Below are 15,057 nucleotides of genomic sequence, written 5' to 3'. Positions count from 1 at the left end.
TCCTGCTCACAAATTGGAGCCTCCGGAAAACCCGGGGCGCTTCAGACCTCTGCTATAAGCTTAGGGTCAGACGGGCATTTGCCGGGCCAGATCCTCTGACCGCCTTGGCGCACTGAGATGAATGTATCTTTCAATGACACGTCGAGGCCAATAAACTGCTCCATGGTTGTCTCCCGTTTGATGCTGGGCCCGGTGTCAATCGTGAGCCCGTTCTTCATCCTATGGGGGGGGCAACCACCCTTCCAACGCATCGCAATCGCGCCGGCGTTCCCAACCCACCGATTACTCTATGTTTTGGTATGAGTCTCTCAGCTTGCAGGACGATACTGCGCATAGATCTTGGCGACATGCTCGCGGCTGTCCCAGGTGCATTCCGCGCCCTGCTCGATAATGAGAGTATCTCCCTTCTCGAAGGTGGCAGAGCGTCCCGAGGCATCCGTGAACGTCACCTTTCCGGCCAGCAGGTGCATGAGTTCGCTGTGGCGGAAAAAGATCGGTTTGCGCGTGTATGGAGTCGAATCCCAGATGCCGCAGAGGAAGTTGCCGCCCTCTGAGGAGAAGTGGTTGTTGGAGCGGCACGATGGCTTCTCGCTGATCAGCACATCGTCGGCAGGGGGATTCGAAGGCGAAAGCTGGGCCTGGTTGTCGATCAGGGTGATGCCGCCCGGACCTTCCGCAGCATCAAGGTAGCGCATTGCGATGAGTGATGCCGGGGACGGCGTGTGCCACGAAAACGCCGTGCCGCGCGCAATGACGGCGCTGCTGCCCTGGGCCACGCGGAATTCCTGCGTGCGCATGCGCAAGACAAGATCGCCTGCGGTCGCCATGATCCAGCAGTCACCGCGGTGTTCCTCGAACTGGCCTTCGCCTGCGGCGAGGCTGGCGGCGAACACCTCGCAAGGGCCGGCCCGCACGGGAAGGATGCTGGCGTCCGCGCCGAAGGGATCGGCTCCCGGTGCCGGCGGCGCCATCGCGGTGAGCGCAGCAAGGTCGATAATCGTGGGGCAGTCGGTCATAGTGGTCACAGGGGGCTCCTGGATTGGGGGCGTTTGGCTGCCGGATGCGGGGATTGCGATCCGAAGGGCCGTAGTCCGGCAGCCAATGGGGGTGTGAGGTGGTGCGGGCCTTTGGCCGGCGGGCTCAGAAGTACTTGAGCCAGGCCTTTTCGCGATGGGCCTGCTTGTACTTCGAGAACCACACGGTGGGCACGTAGAACACCGGGATCATGAGGAAGTAGAACAGCCAGACCGAGCTGATGTTGTCGAAGCCATAGTAGGCGCCGTGGTTCGGGCCGAAGAGGGCATAGGCAATGTGATACATGATCTGCAGCACGGTGATGTGCATCAGATAGAAAAACATCGGAGCGGCGCCGAAAACCGAGATGATCCCCAGCCAGCTTGCCCCGTTCACCTTTTCAAAGAACCAGAGCAGCAGAAGGCCCATGCCAACGAACAGCAGCAGGAACATCAGCGAAGGGGGATATTTGGTGAGCGCGACGAATGCCATGAAGGTCTGAAGACCGTTATTGCCCGGGGTCCATGGCGTGTCGCCATACACATTGATGGAGCGCAGCACGATGAAGGCTGCAATCATGCCAAGGCCAACGAGCAGCAGGCGCTTCTGGCGCAGCAGCGCATCGGCGCCTTTGCCGAACCAGGGGCCAATCGACCAGCCCAGTGCAATGACGCCGATCCAGGCAAGCACGGGATAGGATGTCTTCGCATGGAAACCGAGAGGCAGGTCGATCGTATCGCGCTGATGGAGCAGGGCCCAGGGCACGAAGAGCGGATCGCCCGGTTCGAAGCGGATCGGATCAAGCAGGTTGTGGCCGCAGACAATCAGCAGGCCAAGCGAGACAATCGCCCAGCGCGGCAGGTGGATGAGCGCGGCCAGCGCGATCATGCTGATGCCGATGGCCCAGATGACCTGCAGATAAAATGTCATCGGCCAGGCGTTCATCCAGATCACCGACATGTAGCACAGCTCGATCGCTAACAGGAAAAGGCCGCGCGTCAGCAGGTACGACGATGTTTCCGCCTTGGTATGGTGCTGCGAATAGAGCCAGGCGCCGAGGCCGGTAAGGAACACGAAATTGGGGGCGCAAATATTGCTGAAGCTGCGGCTGAAGAACAGCGAAGGCGCCACTTGCGTGACGTCGAGCGGATCGTTCACCGGCATATAGAGGAACCACGCCTCGCGCACATGGTCGAACAGCATGATGACCATGATCAGGCCGCGCAGGGCATCGATGCTCTGCAAGCGCACCCGCGCGGTGACAGCGGGGTGTTCGGCGCGTGGCACGCTCGCCCCCGGATTTCCAATTACAGCGGCATTTGCCATAGCGTTACCGTCCTTTTGCCCGGACCGACACGGTTTGTCCCAGTCGTAGATGTTCCAAGGCTGGCATGGTGGCCGATGCTCGCGGCATTTCCTGTGGAAGTTGATCAAAATGCGGCGCATTGCCCATCCGCCTTTCCGGCTGCGCCGATATTTCCTGCCGCATGACATATTTTGCAGGAAGCCGGATGCAACCACAAGCGCGGAGGCCCGGAACGGCGTGCAGCGTACCAGCCTGCGCATCAGTGCAGGATGCCCGTCCCTGTGCCGAATAGACAGGTGAATTCGGCGCAATCTGTCGGGCAATGAATGCCATGACTCCGTGCGAAGAAGGTTCTGCCTTTCATTGGCTTTCTAGATTGCGAGGTTCCCATCATCATGTCCCCCGTCATCGAGCGTATTCCCAGCGACGAAGCGCTTCCGGAAGCGGTAGACGTCGTTGTGGTGGGAGCGGGCATCGTCGGGACGGCGAGCGCCTATTACCTGGCCAAGCGGGGCTTGTCGGTTGCCTTGATCGACAAGGGCTATATCGGTTGCGAACAGTCGAGCCGGAGCTGGGCCTGGTGCCGCCAGCAGAACCGCGACCGGCGCGAGATGCCGCTCTCGGTGCTGGCAATGAAGCTGTGGGACGAGCTGCCGGGCGAAATCGGACGCGACCTCGGATTCCGGCGCTGCGGGCTGCTATATGCCACGGATGATGCCAGCGCGCTGGAAGGCTGGGAAAACTGGCTTCCCGTTGCCAAGGAATTCGGCATCAACACCCAGATGCTGAGTGCCCGCGAAGCCGCCGGCAAAATTCCCGAAACGCGGCGCAAGTGGCTGGGCGGGCTGTTCAACCATGACGATGGCAAGGCCGAGCCTGCGCTTGCCGCGCCGGGCCTCGCGGCTGCGGCCCGGTCGCTGGGCGCGACGATCCATCAGGATTGTGCGGCGCGGGCATTGGATATGACCAATGGCCGCGTCGTGGGTGTGCACACGGAAAAGGGATATATCCGCACCGGCGCCGTGCTCTGCGCGGCGGGCGCGTGGGCATCGCGCTTTCTGCGCACGCACGGGGTGAAGTTTCCGCAGGCGAGCGTCAGGCAGAGCGTGCTTCGGACCAAGCCCACGGCGAATGTCGGCGAGGTTCTCTATTGCCCCGATTTTGCAATGACGCGCAGACTGGATGGCAGCTACACGCTGGCCATCAGCGGGCGCGCCATCCTGGAAATGACGCCGCAGGGGATTCGCTATGCTCGGGAATTCATGCCGCAGTTCATCCAGCGTCTGAAGGCTGTGCAGGTCGGCGTTGGCAAGTCGTTCCTGAAGGGACCGGATTCGGCCCAATCGCTCCTGAGCAATGATCCGGCGGTGTTCGAGCGCAATCGCGTCTGCGCGCCGGAGGCTCTGAGCAAGCAGGTCGACGAGGTTCTGCAAAATGTCCGCACGACCTTTCCGCAACTGGCCGGTGTCGAATTGGACATGGCCTGGGGGGCCTATGTCGATTGCACGCCCGATGCGGTGCCCGTGCTTTCGCCGGTCGATGCGCTTGGCGGCGTGTTCGTGGCTGCCGGCTGTTCCGGCCATGGCTTCGGGGTTGGTCCCGCGATCGGGTATCTCATGACCCAGCTCATCAACGGGGACGCACCTGCCGTCGATCCTGTGCCGTTCCGCCTCTCGCGGCTGATCGACGGCTCGAAAGTGGAGGTCGGTGCGCTCTGACGCCAGACCTGCAAGCCAAACGAAACAGGGCCCCGCGTGCCAACGCGGGGCCCTGTTTCGTTTGAGGCGCGGAAGTGCGCCCGTGGTCAGGCCGGGAGGTAACCCACGATCGCCTTCGTCTCCAGGAACTCTTCCATACCCTCGACGCCGTATTCGCGGCCGTTGCCGGACTGCTTGTAGCCGCCGAAAGGCGCCTGGGGATCCCACGCGGGATAGTTCAGGTGGACCTGCCCGCTGCGAATGCACGCGGCGACGGCACGCACCTGTTCGAGGTCCGTGCCCTGAACATGCGCGCCAAGGCCATAGACGGTGTCGTTGGCGATGCGCACGGCCTCGTCGATGCTGTCGTAGGGAATGATGGTCAGCACCGGACCGAAGATTTCCTCCTGCGCGATCGCCATGGCCGTATCGACTTCGGAAAAGACGGTCGGGCGTGCAAACAGGCCGCTGTCCAGGCCATCCGGCCTGCCGGGACCGCCGCACACCAGCTTCGCGCCTTCGGCAATGCCGATGCCGATCATGCGCTGCACCCGCTCGAACTGCGCCTGGTTAGCGATCGGCCCATGCGTGGTGGCATCGTCCCGGGTGTCGCCGACGACAAAGGTGGCGACCGTGCGGGCGGCGATGCGTTCGACGTCCGCCAGCTTGTCACGCGAAACGATCATCCGCGTGGGCGCCGAACAGGACTGGCCGACGTTGCGCATGGCCGAGGCCACCCCCGGCGGCACGGCGCGTTCGAGATCGGCATCCGGCAGGATCACGTTCGGAGACTTCCCGCCCAGTTCCAGCGCTACGCGCTTGACCGTATCGGCGGCGGCCTTCGACACAAGGATGCCTGCCCGCGTCGAGCCGGTGATCGAAACCATGTCGACATCGGGATGACGGGCCATGGCATCGCCCACGTCCGCGCCGCTGCCCATCACAAGATTGAACACACCGGCGGGAAAGCCCGCGTCGGCCACTGCCTCGGCGAACAGCAGCGCGCTCAGCGGCGACAGCTCGCTGGGTTTCAGAACCACGGTGCAGCCCGCCGCCAGTGCCGGAGCGGCCTTTGCCGTAATCTGGTACAGTGGCCAGTTCCACGGCGTGATCAGGGCCGCGACACCGATCGGTTCGCGCGCGATGGCCGTTGTGCCGCGTATTTCCAGAAATTCGTATTCAAGGGCATTTTCCGCTGCCACCCGGATATGTTCGGCGGCGAAAGGGACCTGCGCGGCGCGGGCGAAGCTGATGGCCGAGCCCATTTCGGCCGTGATGGCCTGCGCGAACAGCTCTGCGCGATCAAGGATAAGACCGCGCAGCTTCGTCAGCAGCGCCGCGCGTTCGCGTACCGGGGTAGCCGCCCAGTCCGGAAAGGCCGCGCGGGCCGCCGCCACCGCGGCATCCACATCCGCGGCTCCGCCCAGGCTGACTTCGGCGATGCACGTTTCCGTGGCCGGATCGATCACCGGCACGCTTTGACCGGCCTTCGGCTCTACCCACTGCCCGGCCATGAAAATGCGGGAAAGGTGGCCGGAGGCCGCTAGATGGGCGACGGGATCGTTCACGAAAGCTTGTCCTTCAGACGGAAATAGGCACCGATAATCGGCAGGAACCAGGGCTTGCCGAAGTGGCCGGGAATGGCCGGCCAGTCGAAATCCCGCCACGGGTTGAGGTCTGGCTGGCCGTCCATCACTTCAGCCATGATCTGCCCCATGAGGGTGGACATCTGGGTGCCGTGGCCGCTGTAGCCCATCGAGTAAAACAGTCCGGGCGCCTTCTCCCCCGCACGGGGAAGGCGGTCGCGGGTCATGTCGACCATTCCGCCCCAGCAGTAGTCGATGCGGACATCGGCCAGGTGCGGGAACGTGTCGGCCATGGCCGCCTTCAGGATCGCGCCGCTCTTCACGTCGGATTTCTCGTTGGAAACCGCGAATCGTGCGCGGCCGCCATAGAGCAGGCGGTTGTCCGGCAGGATACGGAAGTAGTTCACGAGGTTCTTGGTATCCACCGCCATGCGCCGCCTGGGAAGGAGGTGGTCGACCTGTTCCTGCGACAGCGGCTCGGTGGCGATGATGAAGGCGCCCACGGGCACGATGCGCCGCCGTACCCAGCCAAGCGGGCCGGTGCGGGAAATGCCGCTGGCCAGCAGCACCTGCTTTGCTTCGATGGTGCCGCGCGGCGTTGTGACCTGCCAGCCATTCGCTGTCTGGCGCAGCCCGGTCATGGGCGTGTGTTCCCATATCTGCGCGCCATGGCGGGCGGCTGCTTCGGCCAGTCCGCGCACGAACTGGCCCATGTGCATACTGCCGCTCTTGGCGAAGACCATTCCGCCGAAGAACCGGTCTGTGCCCACTTCGTCCTTCAGGCCCTCGCGCGAGATCATGAAGGTGTCGGGATCGACTTCCCGCGCAAGAACCTCCTGGGTCCGCGCCAGCTTGTCGTAATGTTCGGGGCGGGCTGCGAGCTTGAGCTTGCCGGTGCGGGCAAAGCCGCAGTCGATGCCTTCCTCGCGCACGATCCGTTCGACCGTATCGACCCCCGCGTCGAAGGCGCGGTAGATAGTGTTGGCGCGCTCGTTGCCCAGAGTGGCAGCCAGCATCCGGTAATCCTGTGCAAAGCCGTTGTTGCACATGCCCCCGTTGCGGCCCGATGCCCCGCTGCCGATGACATCGGCCTCGCACAGGACAACCCGCGCGCCTTTCTTCGCCAGCGCCAGCGCAGCGCTGCCGCCGGTGAATCCCCCGCCGACGACCACGACATCGGCGCTGCCGCCGAACGGGCCTTCCGCGCCGCCTGCAAAGGGCGGGGCGTTATCATGCCAGTAGGACATGAGCTTCATGGTTCAGTTCCCGGTTGCAGCGGCGATGGCTTCGATTTCGATGAGATAGCCATAGTGAAGCTCTGGCACTGGCACGACGGCGCGGGCCGGACGGGCATCGCCCATCACTTCGGCGTAAATGGCGTTGAAAGGGGGCCAGTTATCGATGCCGACGATATAGGCGGTCACCTTGACCAGATTTTCCGGTCCCAGCCCGGCCGCGGCAAGGACGCCGAAGACATTGTCGAGCGCGGCGCGGACCTGAACTTCAAAAGGCTCGTCGAACGTATGCGTTCCGTCCGCGCGGCCGCCAAGCTGCCCGGAGACATAGACCATGTCTCCATGCCGCACGCCGGCGCTGTAATGCCCCGCGGGCGCGACGGCGCCAGGCACGATGATGGGTTCGGGCTTGCTCATGCTCACCACCCCCTCATGCGCGGCCAATGGGCAATGACCTCGGGGCTGCCATTGGCCACCACCTCATAGGCTTCGTGCTGCGCGCCGGTGGCGCAGGCATGATTGGGCATGATGCGCAGCCGCGTGCCGATAGCGAGGTCGGGCAGGGTTTCGCCGCTGCCCTTGCGCAGGGCCAGAATGCCGTGCTCCTGATTGGCCTGATCGACGATGAGACCGGGGATAGGATTGCCCGCGACATCGCAGACGAGGCCGTAGCCGTAATCGACCGCCTGGTTCGCGGTGCCGCGATCGCGTGACATGGCCATCCAGCCGGCGTCGACCAGAATCCAGCCTTTTTCGGGCTTCTTGCCGATCACCGTGGTCAGGATCGACACGGCGATGTCATCCGTCGTGCAAACGCCCACACCATTCATCACGAGATCGAAGAACATGAAGACGCCTGCGCGCACTTCGGTGACGCCGTCCAGATTGCGGGCAAAATGGGCCGTGGGCGTGGAGCCGACGCTGACGATAGGACATTGGAACCCGGCCTTGCGCAGTGCCTCCGCTGCGGCGACGGCGGCAGCGCGTTCGCCTTCGGCGGCCTGAGCCAGTGCTTCGGGATCGTTGAGGCCGTAGGAATCGCCCGCGTGGGTCAGAACACCGGCAAGGGGAACATTGCAGTCCGCAAGCGCCCGGGCCACGCGGATAAGCATCGGATCATCGGGCAGAAGGCCGCCGCGATGCCCGTCGCAGTCGATTTCGATGAAGGCGGACGGGCAGGCCCCGACGGTTGCACCCACTTCGCCAAGGCTCACAGCCTGCTCGACGGTGTCCAGCGTGATCTTGAGATCGACTCCGTCTGCCACCATCCGTGCCGCGCGTTCGGCCTTGTAGGGATCGAGGCCGACAGCATAGGTGATGTCGGTAAAGCCGCCCTCGCGCGCGAAATATTCCGCTTCGGCGAGCGTCGAGACGGTGATCGGGCCGGGACCGTCGGGGAAGAACCGGCGGGCCGCATCGATCGACTTGGCCGTCTTCAGGTGCGGGCGCAGGACGACGCCGTGGCCATCCATCAGGCCCTTGAGGCGCGCGATGTTGCGGTCCATCCGGTCGCGATCGAGGATCAGGGCCGGGGTCGGCAGGGTCGCGAGCGTGGGGGCCTGCGTTCGTGCTTCGAGAGTGGCAGTCTGGGTCATTTCTGGATCGTTCCTAGCCGAGAGATTGGCTGCAAAGGGCAAAGACGTGGCGGTTCGGGGATGTTTGCGGGCGGTCTCCGCGAACCATAGCTTCGACAGTATCAACCTGCGCCAGGCCCTGTGCGGCGAGCCAGGGGGACAGCCCCGTCGAAGCTGCGGTATCGACACGCACGAACTGGCCGGAGAACTGCCGCAGCGGCACGGATATGAGAGCCTGCGCGCCGGAAACATCTGGCGCGATGACCGGACCGATGACGTGACCGCGCCCGAATTCGCGGCAGACGGCATAGCCGCAAAGCTGGCCAGTGCCATCGCGCAAGGTGAAGATGTTTCCGGTCTCGCAGAGGCGCGACAACAGGCCGGTGCGGTCCATTCCGGTCGCCTGCCGGTCGATTTCGGCCAGGCTCGGTAAATCGGCTTTCCGAGCGGCGGCCACGTTGGCGCTGTCCGGCGCGCTCATGTCAGGTTGGGCGGGGCCTTGATGCTGGCAGGTCGTATCGAACCCGGCAAAGCCCCGGCGGCGGTAGAGTTCCACCCCGTCTAGCGTGGCGTTGAGGATGATGGAGCGCCCCTGCGTCTGCTCGATCAGCGCATCCACGAGCCTGGAGCCCAGCTTGCGCCCACGGCAGGCTTCATCGACAATGATCATCCCGACCGTTGCGATGGTGGCCCCATAGTCCCACCACAGCGCAGTGCCGATCAGGCGGCCTTCATGACGCAGGGCAAGCCCATGGCCGAGGCCGTGCGCGAATTGCCAGTCGATCAGACGATAGGGCCAGCCAAGCGCGCTGGACAGCGCCACGGCCTGCGGAAGATCGTCCGCGGTCAGCGTGTCGAGCGTAAGCTCGGAGTCGATCATGCAATGCGATCCTTCCGTATGCGGCTTGATCCTGGCATCCCATCGTATCGCGCGCGGCTGGGCCAATATGCTGCTTTATGCGCGGCAACCGAATTTCCTGCCAAATTTCGGGTGCGCCGCGAGAGGTTCGGATGGCGTCAGCAAACGCCGCTTCTCCGGGGGCTTGAAGCCGTTGAGGGTTTCCGCCGGGCCGGTGCAGCGCAGGGGCGGACACGGGTTCTCGGCCAAGCCGCGGTAGAATCCACCGTCACCATTCAAGGCGCGGCTGCGGGATCGAGCATACCGGCGAGGCCGACGAGCGCGACTACGGAAACGCCGCAGACCGTCTCGGCGAACAGCGACCACGCCAGGCGCCTGCGGGCACCGGGCCGTGCCGCGGCGACGGCAGGGGTCAGCCGCCAGCGGTTGTTGGAGGCCAGCGCCAGCATGGCCATGAAGAGGAGGACTTTGGCGGCGATCAGCTTTGTCCAGAGACTGCTCGCGAACCAGCCCGTGGGGCCGGCTATCAGCAATGCATTGGCGCTGCCTGTCAGCGCGAGAAGGACGACGACGATAGTGCCTGTCGCCGCGAAGCGCTGAAGGGCAGAGACATCGGGGGATCCGCTGCAAGCGTCGCGCAGAAAGCACAGAAGCGCACCCAGCCAGAGCGACGCGGCGGCAAGATGGACGAGATCGGAAAGGCGGTGCCATGTTCCCGGCCAGCCTTCTCCTGCTCCTGCGTGGCCCACCCACGCGCTTGTGCCGAGGGCGGCGATGCCGGCTATCGTCAGCAGCGAGGGGCGGGGCAGGAAAACCGCGAGTGCGGCCAGCGCCGCCAATGCGGCGAGGCGGATCGCCATCGCGCCGCCGATCGGCGTGGCCGCCAGCACGGCGCGCACGGTTTCGGCGCTGGTGGCGCTTACCGGCGTTCCCGTCATCGCGGCGACCGATGCCACGGCCCAGAAGCAGGAAGCACCCGCCCCGGCCGCTGCCAGCAAGACAATTGCTGCCCGCATTGGCTGGTCTGCGCTGGGGCGCCCCAGTGTCCATTTGTAAAAGGGCAGCCCGGCCGCGGCGAGCAGCGTCAGGTAGACCGCAATGCGCGCCGCGCCCAGGCTTCCATCGAGCATCGCTTACTTGACCGTGAAGGTGAAAGATCCCTCGATGCGGTGCTGGTCTGCGGCAACCGCGTGCCAGGAAAGCGCATAGCTGCCGGCCGGCAGGGGCCGGGGCAGCGCGACCTTCAGGGTCTTGCCATCGGCATTCGCAGTGAAGCCCTTGATCGGCATCGGCTTGTGATTGGCCATGCCCGGCATCCCGGTCATCACGAGGTCAATGCCCGAGAGCGGGCCGACGAGCGTCTCGCTGAAGTTCAGGACGATCGTGGCCGGTTTGCTGACAGACGAATCCGCGGCGGGCGTGGACGAGAGAAGCTTGGGATGAGCCAGGGCGGGGCTCGCTGCGAGGAACGGCAGAATGGCGGCAAGCGGCAGCAGGCGGGGGAACGTGATACGGGACATGTGCTTCTCCAGACTGGACCCATTTTTGTCGGGCTGTGCAGGCAATACGGCGCGGACCTGCCGCATCCCTCGGCCCCCAGCGAAAAATTCCCATGAGACGGCAAATGCGCTAGCCATAATTGCTTGAGGGATGATCGCGCGCCGTGCGTATCAGAACGCAAACGGCAAGCTCCCGTGCGTCCTGGCCGGGAGGTGGAGAAGAGAATGAGGCATCTGGATTCGGTACTGGCGGACATTCGCGATTGCCCGGTGCCACCCGAACTCGATGGAATCGATGAGCAGGTCTTTACCGGCATGGCACAACTGCGGGAACGAAAGACGGCCGTCCGCTCGGTCGCGCTGGCCAGCGCTGTCGCCCTGCTGGTCGGTGTCTGGACCGGCAACCCCCAGCCGGGTCCGTCCGGACAAACCCTGCTCGGTGTGCCTGCGACCGCGCCTTCCAGCCTGCTGGCCGACTGATGCGGGGGCTGGTCCGTTATGTCGTCATCGCGGTTGTCGCGTTTCTCGTCGCGTTGATTGCGGTCCACGCTGACAAAGTTCTGTTCCGCTCCGACCCGGCCAGCGGCCAGCTTCATGAAATCGTGCATGAGAAGCTGCATCTCGATCCGCAGCAGCACGCCAAGGTCGATCAGCTCGAAAAGGACTTTGCGGCGCGGCGCAAGGCGCTTGAGGCTGAAATGCAGGCGGCCAATGCCGATCTGGCCGCCGCCATCGCGCACGAGCACAGCTATGGGCCCGATGTCGAAAAGGCAGTCGATCGATCGCACCATGCCATGGGCGAACTGCAAAAGGCGACGCTGCGCCATATCTTCGCGATGCGCGCAGTGTTGCGGCCGGACCAGGCCCGAATTTTCGACGAAGGCATCACCAAAACACTCACCGCGCCCGCGCAAGACTGATCCGGCATGGTCAGCACCCCGGAACCTGATGGCGGGCTGGCTGACGATGCAGCCGCGGTGCGCTCCGCGCTTTCCGGGGGGCAAGACGGCTTTCGCGTTCTCATGCAACGGCACCGCGAAGCGATTTTCCGCTTCGTGCGCGGCTATGTGGGTGAGGACAGCGAAGCCATGGACCTGACCCAGGATTGCTTCGTTGCTGCGTTCGCCGCGCTGCACCGCTATGATTTGCAGCGCTCCTTTCGCAGCTGGCTGCTGCGTATCGCGGTGAACAAGTGCCACGACTGGAACCGGCGGCGGACCGTCCGGCGGTTCTTTACATTTGCCCTGCCCGAGGAAGAAGCGTTCCGCGTGCCGGACACGGCGCCAGGCCCTGAAGAGAACCTGGCATCCGCGATGGAAGTTGCGCGCATCAACGCAGCGATCGCCGAATTGCCGGCCAACCTGAAGGAGCCGCTGCTGCTGTGCGCAATCGAGGGCTTCTCACAGGACGAAACCGCCCGGGTGCTGGGTGTCAGCCGAAAAGCGGTTGAAACGCGAATATACCGGGCCCGCCAGAAATTATCTCAGGTTCTTCAGGGATAAAGCTGCGGGCCGCGTATTGAAGGACGATGATCAACATAGCTTCCTTTGATCGCCGGCGGTTTCTTGCCGCATCAGGCGTACTCGCCGCTTCGCTGGGCAGCAGCAGCCTCTTTCCCGCCTGGGCCCGCAACGGATCGGCGGGGCTGGCCACTGCCGACGTCCTGTCGGGGGAAACGATCGCACTTTCGATCGGAAACAGCCATTTTTCGACGGGCGGGCGCTCTGCCCACGCGGTGACCGTGAATGGCACATTGCCCGCCCCGCTGATCCGGCTGCGCGAAGGCCAGACGGTGCGGGTCGCCGTGACCAACCACCTGGCGGAGCAAAGCTCGATCCATTGGCACGGCCTGCTCGTCCCGTTCCAGATGGACGGCGTTCCCGGCCTCAGCTTCCCCGGCATCGATCCCGGCGAAACCTTCGTCTATGAGTTTCCGCTCGTTCAGTCCGGCACGTATTGGTATCACAGCCATTCGGGAATGCAGGAAGGCGTCGGGCTCTACGGACCGCTGGTGATCGATCCTGCGGATGGCCCGCTGGAAGCCTATGACCGCGAGCATGTGCTTGTGCTGTCGGACTGGAGCCCGATGCACCCGCACGAGCAGTTGCGCCGCCTGAAGATCGCAGGGGGCTATTTCAACCGGCAGAAGCAGACGCTTGCGGGGCTGTTGCAGGGGCGGGACCAGCCGCTCAAGGAGCGGCTCGAATGGGCGGCCATGCGCATGGACCCCACCGATATCTCGGACGTCACCGGGGTAACCTACAGCTACCTCGTCAACGGCCACGGAACGGCGGAAAACTGGACCGGCCAGTTCCAGCCCGGGGAAAGGGTACGCCTGCGGGTCATCAATGCTTCGGCCATGACCAATTTCAATTTCCGCATCCCCGGCTTGCCGATGACGGTTGTCGCGGCCGACGGATTGCCGGTGAAGCCGGTCGAGACCGACGAGGTCCAGATTGCCATCGCCGAAACCTATGACTTCATCGTCACGCCCGGCGAGGAGCCGGCTTATGGCGTCATTGCCGAGGCCTTGGACCGGTCCGGGCTGGTCCGGGCAACTTTGGCGCGGTCGCCCGGCGCGGTCGCACCGGTGCCGCCTCTGCGCCAGCGCCCGCAGCTGACGATGCGCGACATGGGGATGGACATGTCCGGCATGGACATGGGCGACGGCGCCGAAATCGATCTCAGCAAACCCGCAAACGACAGCATGGAAGGCCATTCCATGTCCATGCGCGATCCCTCGGTCGCACCGGGCGTGCCGATGGGGCCGGGTGTCGCAACCCTTTCGCCGGCGCCGGCAGACCGCATTGCGGACCGCCCGACGGGGCTGGAGGACGTGGAACACCGTGTGCTGACGTATGCCGATTTGCGGTCACGCGATCCGAATCCGGACAATCGCACGCCCAGCCGTCAGATCGACGTGCATCTTACGGCCAACATGGAGCGCTACATGTGGTCGATGGACGGGGTTTCGCTGTCGGAAGGCGCACAGCCCATTCCGTTCCGGCTCGGCGAGCGGGTTCGGGTAAATCTGATCAACGACACGATGATGCCCCACCCGATCCACTTGCACGGGCACTTCTTTGAACTTGTCAGCGGCGAGCCGGGGCACCGGCCGCGCAAGCACACGGTGAACGTGCTGCCAGGCGGCAAGGCCTCTTTCGACCTTACGGCCGACGGGGAGGGGGACTGGGCGTTCCACTGCCACATGCTGCTTCACATGCATTCGGGCATGATGCGCATCGTGACTGTCCGGGATGACCAAGGTGAAGAAGGGGGGGCGGCCTGATGCGCGTCTATCCCTGCGCTTCGGCGCTCGTTCTTGCGGCAGCCCTGCCGGCCGTGCCTGCCCTCGCTCAAGACAACGCCGCGGCCTCGGTCGAGATGCCCGCTGATCACGCGGCCATGGACCATGAAACAATGGACCACGGCACGATGGACCATGAGGCGATGGATCACGGTGCAGAGCCCGTCCCGCCCGGCGAGGGCATGGATCATTCCATGCATATGAGCCATGGCACGGCTCAGCCAGCGTCATCCGCCGATACGCCGGGGAATGCGCCGCCACCGCCTGTGTCCACGGATCTTGCCGCAGAGCGGTATTACCCGCGCGCCGTGATCGAAGGGTCACTTGCGGCCACGCTCAAGTCGATGAGGTTTCGTGGCTACGCCGTGCAGATTGATGAACTGGAATACCGCGCAAGGGACGGCTCGGACGGTTACGGTTTCGCCGGGCAGGCATGGTATGGCGGCGACATCGATCGCGCCGTGTTCGCTTTCGAGGGCGAAGGCAATTTCGGAGAACAGGCGGAGCGGCTTGAGCTTTCCGGTTACTGGCGTCATGCGATCGATCCCTGGTTCAATCTGCAACTGGGCATGAGGCAGGATCTGGCGCCGGATCCACAGCGCACTTACGCGATGGCCGGCATTGAAGGGCTGGCGCCCTACTGGATCGAGGTGCAGGCCCAGATGTTCGTCTCCGACAAGGGCGACGTGCACGGGCGTCTCACCGCCAGCTACGACCAGCGGATCACCAACCGCCTGATCCTGGAACCTGAACTGGAGGCCAATGCCGCATTCCAGGATGTGCCGGAACTCGGCATCGGCAGCGGAATGGACAAACTCGAACTGTCCGCGCGCCTGCGCTACGAGGTGACGGGCATGTTCGCGCCCTACGTGGGCGTATTCTGGGAGCGGCGTTTCGGAAAGAGTGCGGACTACGCACGCAGCGATGGCGAGGGGGCAAGCCATGTTTCCGCGCTGGCCGGAGTGCGCATGATCTTCTGA

General features: G+C 64.3%; 16 protein-coding genes and 1 pseudogene. 6 read left to right on the top strand and 11 right to left on the bottom strand.

Going from position 1 to position 15,057, the window contains the following annotated elements:
• Positions 1-44 precede the first annotated feature (44 nt).
• The 4 genes and pseudogenes from MTR64_RS20410 to MTR64_RS20395 all read right to left on the bottom strand — a co-directional run.
• Positions 45-164, bottom strand: a pseudogene (locus tag MTR64_RS20410) (IS110 family transposase); the annotation flags it as partial.
• Between the two features lie 144 nt (positions 165-308).
• Positions 309-1,016, bottom strand: coding sequence for a cupin domain-containing protein (locus MTR64_RS20405; protein WP_243996389.1), 708 nt, complete (start codon positions 1,014-1,016; stop codon positions 309-311).
• A 124-nt stretch (positions 1,017-1,140) separates the two neighbouring features.
• Complete coding sequence (locus tag MTR64_RS20400; protein WP_243996388.1) at positions 1,141-2,301, bottom strand: DUF1624 domain-containing protein; 1,161 nt, start codon at positions 2,299-2,301, stop codon at positions 1,141-1,143.
• A 43-nt stretch (positions 2,302-2,344) separates the two neighbouring features.
• Complete coding sequence (locus MTR64_RS20395) at positions 2,345-2,653, bottom strand: hypothetical protein (protein ID WP_243996387.1); 309 nt, start codon at positions 2,651-2,653, stop codon at positions 2,345-2,347.
• 62 nt (positions 2,654-2,715) lie between these two features.
• Here MTR64_RS20395 and MTR64_RS20390 point away from each other — a divergent pair, with 62 nt between their 5' ends.
• Complete coding sequence (locus tag MTR64_RS20390) at positions 2,716-4,038, top strand: NAD(P)/FAD-dependent oxidoreductase (RefSeq protein ID WP_243996386.1); 1,323 nt, start codon at positions 2,716-2,718, stop codon at positions 4,036-4,038.
• 86 nt (positions 4,039-4,124) lie between these two features.
• Here the strand turns inward: MTR64_RS20390 and MTR64_RS20385 are convergent, their stop codons facing one another.
• The 7 genes from MTR64_RS20385 to copC form a co-directional block, all read right to left on the bottom strand.
• Positions 4,125-5,585, bottom strand: a complete 1,461-nt coding sequence (locus MTR64_RS20385; protein ID WP_243996385.1) for an aldehyde dehydrogenase family protein — start codon at positions 5,583-5,585, stop codon at positions 4,125-4,127.
• Positions 5,582-6,859, bottom strand: coding sequence for an NAD(P)/FAD-dependent oxidoreductase (locus MTR64_RS20380; RefSeq protein ID WP_243996384.1), 1,278 nt, complete (start codon positions 6,857-6,859; stop codon positions 5,582-5,584). The genes MTR64_RS20385 and MTR64_RS20380 overlap by 4 nt, the downstream gene beginning before the upstream one ends.
• A gap of 3 nt (positions 6,860-6,862) precedes the next feature.
• Positions 6,863-7,255, bottom strand: coding sequence for a RidA family protein (locus tag MTR64_RS20375; RefSeq protein ID WP_243996383.1), 393 nt, complete (start codon positions 7,253-7,255; stop codon positions 6,863-6,865).
• Between the two features lie 2 nt (positions 7,256-7,257).
• Positions 7,258-8,433 carry an alanine racemase gene (locus tag MTR64_RS20370; RefSeq protein ID WP_243996382.1) on the bottom strand — a complete coding sequence of 392 codons (1,176 nt, stop codon included), beginning with the start codon at positions 8,431-8,433 and terminating at the stop codon, positions 7,258-7,260.
• 13 nt (positions 8,434-8,446) lie between these two features.
• Complete coding sequence (locus MTR64_RS20365) at positions 8,447-9,292, bottom strand: GNAT family N-acetyltransferase (RefSeq protein WP_243996381.1); 846 nt, start codon at positions 9,290-9,292, stop codon at positions 8,447-8,449.
• Positions 9,293-9,546: 254 nt separating this feature from the next.
• Positions 9,547-10,401, bottom strand: coding sequence for a copper homeostasis membrane protein CopD (gene copD, locus MTR64_RS20360; protein WP_243996380.1), 855 nt, complete (start codon positions 10,399-10,401; stop codon positions 9,547-9,549).
• 3 nt (positions 10,402-10,404) lie between these two features.
• The gene (copC, locus tag MTR64_RS20355) at positions 10,405-10,791 is read right to left on the bottom strand and encodes a copper homeostasis periplasmic binding protein CopC (protein WP_243996379.1); all 387 of its coding nucleotides are present in this window, start codon (positions 10,789-10,791) and stop codon (positions 10,405-10,407) included.
• A gap of 204 nt (positions 10,792-10,995) precedes the next feature.
• On the opposite strand from copC, the gene MTR64_RS20350 reads away from it, so the two are divergent.
• Genes MTR64_RS20350 through MTR64_RS20330 form a run of 5 tightly spaced genes read left to right on the top strand, consistent with a single transcriptional unit; the run spans position 10,996 to position 15,057 of the window.
• Entirely contained in the window at positions 10,996-11,250 is a 255-nt protein-coding gene (locus MTR64_RS20350; protein ID WP_243996378.1) for a hypothetical protein, read from the top strand.
• Entirely contained in the window at positions 11,250-11,690 is a 441-nt protein-coding gene (locus MTR64_RS20345) for a periplasmic heavy metal sensor (RefSeq protein ID WP_243996377.1), read from the top strand. Before MTR64_RS20350 ends, MTR64_RS20345 begins: the two co-directional genes overlap by 1 nt.
• 57 nt (positions 11,691-11,747) lie before the next feature.
• Entirely contained in the window at positions 11,748-12,272 is a 525-nt protein-coding gene (locus tag MTR64_RS20340; RefSeq protein ID WP_419144973.1) for an RNA polymerase sigma factor, read from the top strand.
• 26 nt (positions 12,273-12,298) lie between these two features.
• Positions 12,299-14,059: a copper resistance system multicopper oxidase gene (locus MTR64_RS20335; protein ID WP_243996375.1), complete on the top strand. Its 1,761-nt coding sequence runs from the start codon at positions 12,299-12,301 to the stop codon at positions 14,057-14,059.
• The gene (locus tag MTR64_RS20330) at positions 14,059-15,057 is read left to right on the top strand and encodes a copper resistance protein B (protein ID WP_243996374.1); all 999 of its coding nucleotides are present in this window, start codon (positions 14,059-14,061) and stop codon (positions 15,055-15,057) included. Before MTR64_RS20335 ends, MTR64_RS20330 begins: the two co-directional genes overlap by 1 nt.

This window comes from Novosphingobium album (ex Hu et al. 2023), assembly GCF_022832385.1.
Lineage (GTDB): Bacteria > Pseudomonadota > Alphaproteobacteria > Sphingomonadales > Sphingomonadaceae > Novosphingobium > Novosphingobium album.
This window is presented reverse-complemented; position numbering and strand designations above follow the sequence as displayed.

What these genes read in the sequence shown, in the direction of transcription:
- MTR64_RS20365 (WP_243996381.1), bottom strand. Translation starts at nt 9,292, where the DNA reads ATGATCGACTCCGAGCTTACGCTCGACACGCTGACCGCGGACGATCTT.
- MTR64_RS20405 (WP_243996389.1), bottom strand. Translation starts at nt 1,016, where the DNA reads ATGACCGACTGCCCCACGATTATCGACCTTGCTGCGCTCACCGCGATG.
- MTR64_RS20390 (WP_243996386.1), top strand. Translation starts at nt 2,716, where the DNA reads ATGTCCCCCGTCATCGAGCGTATTCCCAGCGACGAAGCGCTTCCGGAA.
- MTR64_RS20380 (WP_243996384.1), bottom strand. Translation starts at nt 6,859, where the DNA reads ATGAAGCTCATGTCCTACTGGCATGATAACGCCCCGCCCTTTGCAGGC.
- MTR64_RS20345 (WP_243996377.1), top strand. Translation starts at nt 11,250, where the DNA reads ATGCGGGGGCTGGTCCGTTATGTCGTCATCGCGGTTGTCGCGTTTCTC.
- MTR64_RS20370 (WP_243996382.1), bottom strand. Translation starts at nt 8,433, where the DNA reads ATGACCCAGACTGCCACTCTCGAAGCACGAACGCAGGCCCCCACGCTC.
- MTR64_RS20330 (WP_243996374.1), top strand. Translation starts at nt 14,059, where the DNA reads ATGCGCGTCTATCCCTGCGCTTCGGCGCTCGTTCTTGCGGCAGCCCTG.
- MTR64_RS20395 (WP_243996387.1), bottom strand. Translation starts at nt 2,653, where the DNA reads ATGGCATTCATTGCCCGACAGATTGCGCCGAATTCACCTGTCTATTCG.
- copD (WP_243996380.1), bottom strand. Translation starts at nt 10,401, where the DNA reads ATGCTCGATGGAAGCCTGGGCGCGGCGCGCATTGCGGTCTACCTGACG.
- MTR64_RS20335 (WP_243996375.1), top strand. Translation starts at nt 12,299, where the DNA reads ATGATCAACATAGCTTCCTTTGATCGCCGGCGGTTTCTTGCCGCATCA.
- MTR64_RS20375 (WP_243996383.1), bottom strand. Translation starts at nt 7,255, where the DNA reads ATGAGCAAGCCCGAACCCATCATCGTGCCTGGCGCCGTCGCGCCCGCG.
- MTR64_RS20350 (WP_243996378.1), top strand. Translation starts at nt 10,996, where the DNA reads ATGAGGCATCTGGATTCGGTACTGGCGGACATTCGCGATTGCCCGGTG.
- copC (WP_243996379.1), bottom strand. Translation starts at nt 10,791, where the DNA reads ATGTCCCGTATCACGTTCCCCCGCCTGCTGCCGCTTGCCGCCATTCTG.